We start from the raw sequence: 9,530 nt of genomic DNA, 5'->3' as shown, positions 1-9,530 counted from the left end.
TCCTCTTCTGCACTCAAGTTCCCCAGTTTCCAATGACCTTCCCCGGTTGAGCCGGGGGCTTTCACATCAGACTTAAGGAACCGCCTGCGCTCGCTTTACGCCCAATAAATCCGGACAACGCTTGCCACCTACGTATTACCGCGGCTGCTGGCACGTAGTTAGCCGTGGCTTTCTGGTTAGATACCGTCAGGGCGGGAATAGTTACCCTCCCGCTGATTCTTCTCTAACAACAGAGTTTTACGATCCGAAAACCTTCTTCACTCACGCGGCGTTGCTCGGTCAGACTTGCGTCCATTGCCGAAGATTCCCTACTGCTGCCTCCCGTAGGAGTCTGGGCCGTGTCTCAGTCCCAGTGTGGCCGATCACCCTCTCAGGTCGGCTATGCATCATGGCCTTGGTGAGCCCTTACCCCACCAACTAGCTAATGCAGCGCGGGTCTATCCATCAGTGACACCCGAAAGCGTCTTTCATCCGATGACCATGCGGTCACTGGAATTATGCGGTATTAGCACCTGTTTCCAAGTGTTATCCCCCTCTGATGGGCAAGTTACCCACGTGTTACTCACCCGTCCGCCACTCTTTTTCTTTCGATGGAGCAAGCTCCGGTGAAAGAAAAAGCGTTCGACTTGCATGTATTAGGCACGCCGCCAGCGTTCGTCCTGAGCCAGGATCAAACTCTCAATAAAAGTATGATTACATCTTGCGATGTTTAGCTCATTAAATATTTTGCTAGCGAATTGACTTCACTAAATTTAGTATGGTTTTACTAGAAGTAAAACCCCCTACACATTTGGTTCGTCTTATTCATTGTTCAGTTTTCAAAGGTCTACATGACAGCCGCAAAAGCTGTCGGTTGCCTTGTTGCGACAACTTCTAAATATTAGCATCATTAGTTGAGTATGTCAACTACTTTTGTTAACTTTTTTAAAAATTTTTTCGCAAGACTGTTCTGTCTTTCATTTAGACAGCTTCTGAATTATATCCCATATAGAAATGAAAAGTCAACAGTTAAATTTAATTTTTATAAATATTTTTTATTTTCTTTAATGTCTGTTGAATTCAAGCACTTCTATCTCCTTTTGAAGCACTTTGATTGTAGAAATACTTGCATTTTCTACCAAACCTTCTTTTCGCAAGTCTGCTAATGGAAAGCCGGCTAACGAGCGGACTAGACTCGTGATAGTAATCCCGTGGGAGGTCACCAAAAGATTTTCCGCTCCCTGATTGTCGTCTATGATAGTGAATAATGCTTTGCTTGCTCGTTCTATCAATTCTGGGTAAGTTTCTCCACTGTGCACAACTGGATTGTATCGTTGAGGACATGTCCTTAAATTAATATATTCTTTTTCTTTTTTTATTTCCGCCACATAACGGCCTTCCCATGTCCCGAAATACAGTTCTCTGAAACCTTTGTTTGGAATAGGCACCAAATCATTACGTTTGTTTTCTTCTATAATATATTCCGCAGTGTTGAATGCCCGCTGCTGGTCACTGGAATAGACACGATCGAAAGTTGTGTCTCTCAGCATTTTCCCCGCCATACGTGCTTGTTGAATCCCTTTTTCCGTCAAAGGGGAGTCAACTTTTCCGCCCTGCATTCTTCCGATAGAATTGTACTCCGTCTGCCCATGTCTGACAAAATAAATTTTCACAATTAACCCCTCTTTTCCTTTTCAAGCTTCACGCTCTCTATACTATTATTACCCAAAAAAGGGATTTACTCAAACATTTTAAAATTTTCGTTTAATTCCTTCAAATTAATCTGATATTCCAACAAAGTTTGTTACAATGGTAAGAAGAAATCCAACGATGAAGGAAGATGGAGGAAACAGTCATGAAGATATTAGTTGTAGATGATGATAAAGAAATTGTAGAACTGCTGAGTATTTACATTAAAAATGAAGGCTATGATGTGGTCAAAGCTTACGATGGAAAAGAAGCAATGACAAAAGTCATTACGAATCCTGATATCGATTTAATGATTTTAGACATTATGATGCCTAAAATGGACGGCATGGCAGTGGTCAAAGAATTGCGCAAGGAGTCCCAAATTCCTATCATCATGCTGACGGCAAAAATAACCGATATGGATAAAATCCAAGGACTTGTCGCCGGAGCGGATGATTATGTCACAAAGCCTTTTAATCCTCTTGAAGTGATGGCCCGAATCAAATCTTTATTAAGAAGAACACACATGCAAATCACAACGGATACTCCGGATATTTTAGAAGTGGGACCCTTAATCATAAAAAAAGATTCCCATGAGGTGATGACAGAAAACGGTGTCGATATCCAATTAACTGCTTTAGAGTTTGGGATTTTGCACCTTTTAGCCAGTCACCCTAACCGGGTCTTCAGTGCGGAAGAAATTTTCGAACGGGTCTGGCAGCAGGAGAGTCTGGTGTCAGCCAAAACGGTGATGGTTCATGTCAGCCATCTGCGAGACAAAATCGAAACAGCCACCGGCGGAGAAAAAGTCATTGAAACGGTTTGGGGAGTGGGCTATAAAATAAATGAAAACTAATAGACAGCAGGCGACCAGAATCCGTTTGACGTCAAAAGAAAAAAGCGAGCTGGTCCTTGAAGCCATCGTCACAATTATTTTGCTCATCCTGCTAAACATTGCTATTTTGGCTGTCAGCCGCCTGATTATTGACGGCAGCCAGGATTTGACGGATATTATCTATGGGTTTAAAGAAGTCTTATTTGAGAAATTTCTTAATACGGCAGTCTACTCTTTAGGAAAAGTGGCAATGTTTTTTTTAATCATCATTGATATCTTCGTCTTGTTGTGGCGGTTGGTGCGGCGTTACCGGCAAATGCAGCTGCGTCACATCATCACAGAGCTTCACTATATCGCAGACGGTAATTACGATCACAGAATTCCTTTCAAACTGAAAGGGGATCTTGGCAAAGTGGTTTCCAGCGTGAACGGCCTGGTCAATAGCACGGTCAAGGCCATGGAAGAAGAGCGGAGAATCGAAAAATCAAAGGATGAACTGATTACTAACATCAGCCATGACATCCGGACACCTCTGACTTCTATTATCGGTTATTTAGGATTAATCGAAGAAGGACGTTACCAGTCGGAAGCCGAATTGCTTCGTTACACTAATACTGCTTATTCAAAAGCCAAACAAATGAAAATTTTAGTAGATGATTTATTCGAATATACAAAAGTCCGGCAGAAAAATACCCAGCTGAATATTATTACCTTCGATCTTCATCAGTTGATGGAACAACTGGTTATTGACTTCGAATTAGAAGCAGAGAAGAAGGAAATGACCATCGATGTAATTTGTACTCCCACGCCTTTCATCATGGAGGGAGATACGGAAAAATTAGTCCGGGTATTCAACAATTTGATTATAAACGCGTTTAAGTATGGACGAGATGGGGATCAAATTATTCTGATGGCTGAGAAAATAGGCTCCGAAGCGGTTATCACTGTTAAAAATAACGGTTCTACCATCCCCCAAGAAGCGCTGAATCTAGTTTTTGAGCGTTTTTACCGTGTGGAATCTTCTCGTTCCCAGGAAACCGGAGGCACAGGTTTAGGTTTAGCGATTACACAAAGCATTATTGTTTTACATGGCGGCTATATTTATGTAAAATCAGATAATGGCTGGACTTCATTCGTTATTCATTTGCCTATTGAAAGCCCCGCCGATAATAGCTGAACAGAAGGAGATTTTCATGAAAAAGCGGCACTCTGTCCAATCGATATTAATTTTTAGCTTATTGTTTCTTTTGTTTTTTTTCATCCCGCAAACAGCTGAGGCTTCGGAAGACGACACGGGGTTTTCAGTGGATGCTTCTGCGGCAATTGCCATCGATGCAGACACAGGAAATATTTTTTATGCACACAATGCTGATGAAGCACTGCCCATTGCTTCGACCACAAAACTGCTGACCATGTACTTGATCTTGGAGGCCATCGACAACGGCAGTTTATCCTGGGATGAAGAAATCGTCATTTCACAGCACTTGGAAGAATTAAGCCATAATATTACTTTATCCAATGTTTTTTTATTTGAAAATTACCCGTACACTGTGAGAGATTTGTTCATTGCAACTGAAAAAGTTTCCGCTAATGCAGCGGCAGTAGCTCTAGCAGAAAAAATAGCCGGCAGCGAACCAGCTTTTGTGGAATTGATGCGGGCAAAATTAGACTCTTGGGGTATCAAAAGCGGCTATATCATTTCCGCTTCCGGTATCAACAACGATGATGCTTTAGGTAAAATTTTCCCGGGCAGTCAACCCGGAGAGGAAAACTTGATGTCTGCTAAAGATTTAGCCATTGTTGCTTTTCATTTGTTAAACGACTTTCCAGAAGTTTTAGAATATACGTCAAAAAAATCTGACATTTTTGCGGCGGGCACTGAATTTGAAACCATTTTGGTGGGAACCAACCAGCTGCTTGAAGGGCAAAAATTTCATAAAGAAGGGGTCGATGGACTGAAAACCGGCACCACTGATCTGGCCGGCACTTGTTTTGTCGGCACCATTGCCAAAAACGACCGGCGGATAATCACAGTCATTCTTAATGTGGAAACTTTTGAAGAAGATACCGGGAAACGTTTCACCGAAACCGCCCGCTTGATGGATCATGCACTGGATGACTGGGAATACAGTTTGCTTTATGCTAAAGATTCGCCGATTTCTTCTGTTGGCGATGTCCCAGTCAAAAACGGCAGACAGGACACGGTGTCATTGAGATTAGAGAATGATATTTTTGCGTGGGTCAACAAAGCCCAGCCTGACGAATTAGCCGTCCGCTTTGAACTTGACCCGTCAAGCACTGACATTGATGGGAGTTTACAGGCTCCTATCGAAGAAGGCGAACTTATCGGCACTCTCTTGATCGAAAGTCCCAGTCATTCCCTAGACACTGTTTTTTTACCTGATCAAACATTGACTGCTGAAGTATACGCGGACCGTACCATCGAACTGCTCCCTTGGTATCTCAAAGTCTGGCAATCAATACAAAATTTTTTTGAAAATCTCTTTTGACAAGATTTGACAAGATTCCGAGCCTTCGCTATACTTTAAACATCAGAAATAAGAACTCTTTGCGAGAATAGTACTGTTTTGTTTTTTTCAAGAGAATTAGCGGCTGGTGAAAGCTAATAGAAAACAAGCAAGAATCCGCCTCGCTAAAAAGAAAGTGAAGAAATAATTCATTTCGGCGTTGGCCGTTATCCAACATGACAAGTGCAGTATCAAGATACTGAATTTGGGTGGTACCGCGAATTAATTGCAGTTCGTCCCAAGAGCCGAGGCTCTTAGGGCGGACTTTTTATTTTTAAATTTTTTAAGGAGGAACAGCCATGTTAGATATAAAAAACATTCGCAACAATTTTGAGGAAGTCAAGAAAAAACTGAAAACCAGAGGAGTCGATCCGCAACAGCTGGATGACTATTTGGCGTTAGATAAACAGCGGCGCCAACTAATCGTTGAAACAGAAGAAAAAAAGAAAAACCGTAACAAAGTATCACAAGAAATCGCACAACTAAAAAAACAAAAAGAAGATGCCCAAGAAAAAATCAAAGAGATGCAACTAGTAGGAGAAGAAATCAAAACGCTTGATGATTCTCTTCATCAAGTTGATGAAAAAATCCAGGCCATTGCTTCCGGCTTGCCAAACCTTCCCCATGACAGTGTCCCTGTTGGGGAAGACGAGGATGCAAACATGGAAGTACGCCGTTGGGGCGAGCCGAAACAATTCGATTTTGACATCAAAGCTCACTGGGATTTAGGTGAGGATCTGGATATTTTAGATTTTGAAAGAGGGGCAAAAGTTTCCGGGAGCCGTTTCCTTTATTACAAAGGCCTTGGTGCCCGTTTAGAGCGCGCCTTAATCAATTTTATGATCGATATCCATGTCGGCGAGCACGGATACACAGAATTGCTGACGCCGAATTTAGTGAACAGTGCATCAATGTACGGCACAGGACAATTTCCAAAATTCACTGAAGATGTTTTCCAAATTGAAGGAGAGGACCTGACATTAATCCCTACTTCTGAGGTCCCTTTGACTAATTATTATCGCGGAGAAATCATCCCAGGCGAACTTCTGCCTCAATACTTTACTGCTTTCAGCCCGTGTTACCGTTCCGAGGCAGGCAGTGCCGGAAGAGACACCCGTGGATTGATTCGTCTCCATCAATTCAACAAAGTGGAGATGGTGAAATTCACTGACCAAGAATCTTCTTATGATGAATTGGAAAAGATGACACAAAATGCCGAGACAATCTTGCAAAGATTGAATCTGCCTTACCGTGTCCTTGCCTTATCCACTGGAGATATGGGCTTCTCAGCTGCCAAAACATATGATTTGGAAGTTTGGGTCCCAAGCCAAAATATGTATCGTGAAATCAGCTCTTGCTCTAACTGTACTGATTTTCAAGCCCGGCGCAGTAAGATTCGCTACCGTGATAGTGAAGGCAATTTAAAATTGGCACACACTTTAAATGGTTCTGGACTTGCGGTCGGCCGTACGGTTGTCGGTATTTTAGAAAATTATCAAAATGAAGACGGCAGTATCACGATTCCTGAAGCACTGGTCCCATATATGGGCGGTGTCACTAAAATAACTAAATAAGCGAAAACAAAAGGTCGAGAAGAAAAAATCCATCTCGACCTTTTGTTATATCAATTCAGTTAAATGCGTATAGTTTCTGCCTTGATCCTCCGCTACTTCCTTGATGGTCAAAATCCCATCAAGCATATTCACACCTTTGTAAATCGCAGGATTATCTTTTGCCGCCTGGACAACGCCTTTATTCGCAATTTCCAAAGCATAAGGCAGTGTGCTGTTCGTCAATGCCAATGTTGACGTACGAGGAACTGCCCCCGGCATGTTAGGCACTGCATAGTGGATTACCCCGTGTTTCAAGTAAGTCGGCCGGTCATGAGAACCTATCTTGTCAGTCGTTTCAAAAACTCCCCCTTGGTCGACTGCAATGTCGACTACCACTGACCCAGGCCGCATGCTCTTTATCATCTCTTCTGAAACAAGTCTCGGTGCCCGGCGTCCGGGAACTAAAACTGCCCCAATGACCAAATCTGATTCTGTCACCGCTTTTTGAATCGTATATGGATTAGATATCAGCGTTTGAATGCTGTTGCCGAAAATATTTTCCAGTTCAGCCAAGCGGGCAGGATTGATATCTAAAATCGTCACTCTCGCCCCTAAACCGATGGCGACTTTTGCAGCGTTCAATCCGGAAACACCCCCGCCGATGATTGCAACTTTCCCGCGTTCCACTCCCGGGACCCCTGCCAGAAGAATGCCTGAACCTCCGTTGGTTTTTTGCAAATATTGTGTTCCTATTTGAGTGGCCATCCGTCCCGCTACTTCTGACATTGGTGTCAAAAGAGGAAGACTGCCATTTTTTAATTGCACGGTTTCATAAGCCACAGCGGTCACTTGCCTTGCCATCAATTCCCCAGTTAAATCAACAGCCGGTGCCAAATGCAAATAAGTAAACAATATCAAACCTTTTCTTAAATAGTCGTATTCTTTCACATCTGGTTCTTTGACTTTTATTACCATTTCGGATTCCCAAACACTTGGCACGTTTTCAGTCACTGTTGCTCCTGCCTGACGGTACTCCTCATCAGAAAAACCTGACTCCAACCCCGCATTGTTTTCAACTAGCACTTCATGTCCTGCTTTAATCAGTGTCATTGCTCCGGCAGGTGTTACTGCCACCCGGTCTTCGTTATTTTTAATCTCTCTAGGCACACCTATTTTCATGTTTTTTGCTTCCTTTCTAAAAAAATCAGCATCTTACCTTATAGTTATACTACAAAAATCGTCCCATGACTATCATTGTGAGGGTATTTTTCTCATCATTTTTTCATCAAAAAGCCCTTGAAAGCCGACAAACGGCTTTCAAGGGCTTTTAAAATTTTATTGGCTTTCGATTGAGTAGTTCGGTGCTTCTTTAGTGATTTGAATATCATGAGGGTGAGATTCTCTCAATCCGGCACCGCTCATCTGAATAAATTGCGCATTATCACGCAGCTGCGCCAAGTCGGCTGCGCCCACATAGCCCATACCGGCTCTTAAACCGCCAACCATTTGAAAGACGATGTCTGCAATAGAGCCTTTGTAAGCCACACGGCCTTCAATACCTTCGGGAACCAATTTATTGGCTTCGTTTGTTCCTCCTTGGAAGTAACGGTCGCTGGAACCTTTTTCCATCGCAGCCAGAGAACCCATCCCGCGATAAGCTTTGAAACGTCTCCCTTGGAAAATTTCGAATTCTCCTGGAGATTCATCCGTCCCAGCCAGCATACTGCCCAGCATAACCACGTGACCCCCTGCAGCTAAAGCCTTAACGATATCTCCTGAGAATTTGATACCGCCGTCAGCAATAATGGTCTTGCCATATTTTCTGGCAATTGAGGCTGCATCATAAATCGCAGTCAGTTGAGGCACGCCCACACCAGCTACCACACGGGTCGTACAAATCGAACCAGGTCCGATTCCTACCTTGACCACGTCTGCTCCCGCTTCATACAATGCTTTCGTTCCTTCAGCAGTTGCCACATTCCCTACAATCAATGTAGCTTCAGGGAAATGATCGCGGATCTCTCTGATTTTCCGCAATACTCCTGCACTGTGTCCGTGAGCAGTGTCGATGACGATGGCGTCTGCTCCTGCTTTTAATAGAGCTGTCGCCCGTTCAAACGTGTCACTTGTCACACCTACAGCTGCCGCTGCCAGCAGACGGCCGTGTTCATCTTTTGCGGCGTAAGGAAATTCAATCACCTTCTCGATATCCTTGATTGTGATCAATCCGCTTAAACGATACTCATCATCCACGATCGGGAGTTTTTCTATTTTATATTTTTGCAGTGTTTTCTCTGCATCCTTTAATGAAGTTCCCACAGGTGCCGTCACTAGATTTTCTTTTGTCATCACTTCATCAATGTCTACACTGTAATCTGTAATAAATCGCAAGTCACGATTAGTTAAAATACCCACGAGCTTCCGGTTATCTAAAGTGTCTACTATTGGGACTCCGCTGATACGGTAGCGGGACATCAGTTCCTCGGCCTCTTTCACCGTATGATCCGGAGTTAAGAAAAACGGATCAATGATCACGCCGCTTTCTGAACGCTTCACCTTACGTACTTCATCGGCTTGAGCATCAATCGACATATTTTTATGAATGACACCCAGACCGCCTTGACGTGCCATGGCAATGGCCATTTTACTTTCAGTCACAGTGTCCATACTGGCACTCATAAAAGGGATATTCAGATGCAGATTTTTGGCCAATTTGATTTTAAGATCTACTTCATTTGGTAGCACATGACTTTCTGCAGGAACCAATAAAACATCATCAAAAGTATAACCCTTTTTTACAAACTTTGTTTCCCAATTAGACATTATTGTTCGCCACTCCCTAACTTGTTTTTTATCTATTAAAGTACCAAATCCAGCCTCATAAGTCAATGAATCAACGATTTTCTCATCACCTTTTAAACAAACTCATTTCCTGTCTGCAGATTT

General features: G+C 43.0%; 7 protein-coding genes, 1 rRNA gene and 1 other annotated feature (1 of these 9 running past the window's edge). Of the genes, 4 read left to right on the top strand and 4 right to left on the bottom strand.

The window, feature by feature from the left end; all coding sequences use genetic code 11:
• Positions 1-686: ribosomal RNA gene (locus AC4PHI_RS00370) — 16S ribosomal RNA — on the bottom strand (it extends 874 nt beyond the left edge of the window).
• A 357-nt stretch (positions 687-1,043) separates the two neighbouring features.
• Positions 1,044-1,652, bottom strand: a complete 609-nt coding sequence (locus tag AC4PHI_RS00365; protein ID WP_492200374.1) for a histidine phosphatase family protein — start codon at positions 1,650-1,652, stop codon at positions 1,044-1,046.
• 182 nt (positions 1,653-1,834) lie between these two features.
• On the opposite strand from AC4PHI_RS00365, the gene croR reads away from it, so the two are divergent.
• The 4 genes from croR to serS all read left to right on the top strand — a co-directional run bounded on the left by croR (position 1,835) and on the right by serS (position 6,605).
• Positions 1,835-2,524 (top strand): response regulator transcription factor CroR, encoded by a 690-nt coding sequence (gene croR / locus AC4PHI_RS00360; RefSeq protein WP_492200373.1) that lies wholly within the window; start codon positions 1,835-1,837, stop codon positions 2,522-2,524.
• Positions 2,514-3,680, top strand: a complete 1,167-nt coding sequence (locus AC4PHI_RS00355) for a sensor histidine kinase (RefSeq protein WP_492200372.1) — start codon at positions 2,514-2,516, stop codon at positions 3,678-3,680. Before croR ends, AC4PHI_RS00355 begins: the two co-directional genes overlap by 11 nt.
• Positions 3,681-3,696: 16 nt before the next feature.
• Positions 3,697-5,013 carry a D-alanyl-D-alanine carboxypeptidase family protein gene (locus AC4PHI_RS00350; RefSeq protein WP_492200371.1) on the top strand — a complete coding sequence of 439 codons (1,317 nt, stop codon included), beginning with the start codon at positions 3,697-3,699 and terminating at the stop codon, positions 5,011-5,013.
• Between the two features lie 53 nt (positions 5,014-5,066).
• Positions 5,067-5,275: a binding site (T-box leader), on the top strand.
• A 55-nt stretch (positions 5,276-5,330) separates the two neighbouring features.
• A complete protein-coding gene (gene serS / locus AC4PHI_RS00345) occupies positions 5,331-6,605 on the top strand; it encodes a serine--tRNA ligase (RefSeq protein WP_492200370.1) in 1,275 nt (424 codons plus the stop codon).
• A gap of 45 nt (positions 6,606-6,650) precedes the next feature.
• On the opposite strand, the gene ald is transcribed toward serS, so the two are convergent.
• A complete protein-coding gene (gene ald, locus AC4PHI_RS00340) occupies positions 6,651-7,763 on the bottom strand; it encodes an alanine dehydrogenase (protein WP_492200369.1) in 1,113 nt (370 codons plus the stop codon).
• Positions 7,764-7,919: 156 nt separating this feature from the next.
• On the bottom strand, positions 7,920-9,407 hold the full coding sequence (guaB, locus tag AC4PHI_RS00335; RefSeq protein WP_492200368.1) for an IMP dehydrogenase: 1,488 nt from the start codon (positions 9,405-9,407) through the stop codon (positions 7,920-7,922).
• Between the last annotated feature and the right edge of the window lie 123 nt (positions 9,408-9,530).

The organism is Vagococcus sp. QWL-13 (genome assembly GCF_058683555.1).
Note: the sequence above shows the minus strand (reverse complement) of the source record. Positions and strands in the feature narration are given on the sequence as shown.

Excerpts from the sequence above, each read along its gene's own strand:
- croR (WP_492200373.1), top strand. The coding sequence starts at position 1,835 with ATGAAGATATTAGTTGTAGATGATGATAAAGAAATTGTAGAACTGCTG.
- AC4PHI_RS00355 (WP_492200372.1), top strand. The coding sequence starts at position 2,514 with ATGAAAACTAATAGACAGCAGGCGACCAGAATCCGTTTGACGTCAAAA.
- AC4PHI_RS00350 (WP_492200371.1), top strand. The coding sequence starts at position 3,697 with ATGAAAAAGCGGCACTCTGTCCAATCGATATTAATTTTTAGCTTATTG.
- serS (WP_492200370.1), top strand. The coding sequence starts at position 5,331 with ATGTTAGATATAAAAAACATTCGCAACAATTTTGAGGAAGTCAAGAAA.
- ald (WP_492200369.1), bottom strand. The coding sequence starts at position 7,763 with ATGAAAATAGGTGTGCCTAGAGAGATTAAAAATAACGAAGACCGGGTG.
- guaB (WP_492200368.1), bottom strand. The coding sequence starts at position 9,407 with ATGTCTAATTGGGAAACAAAGTTTGTAAAAAAGGGTTATACTTTTGAT.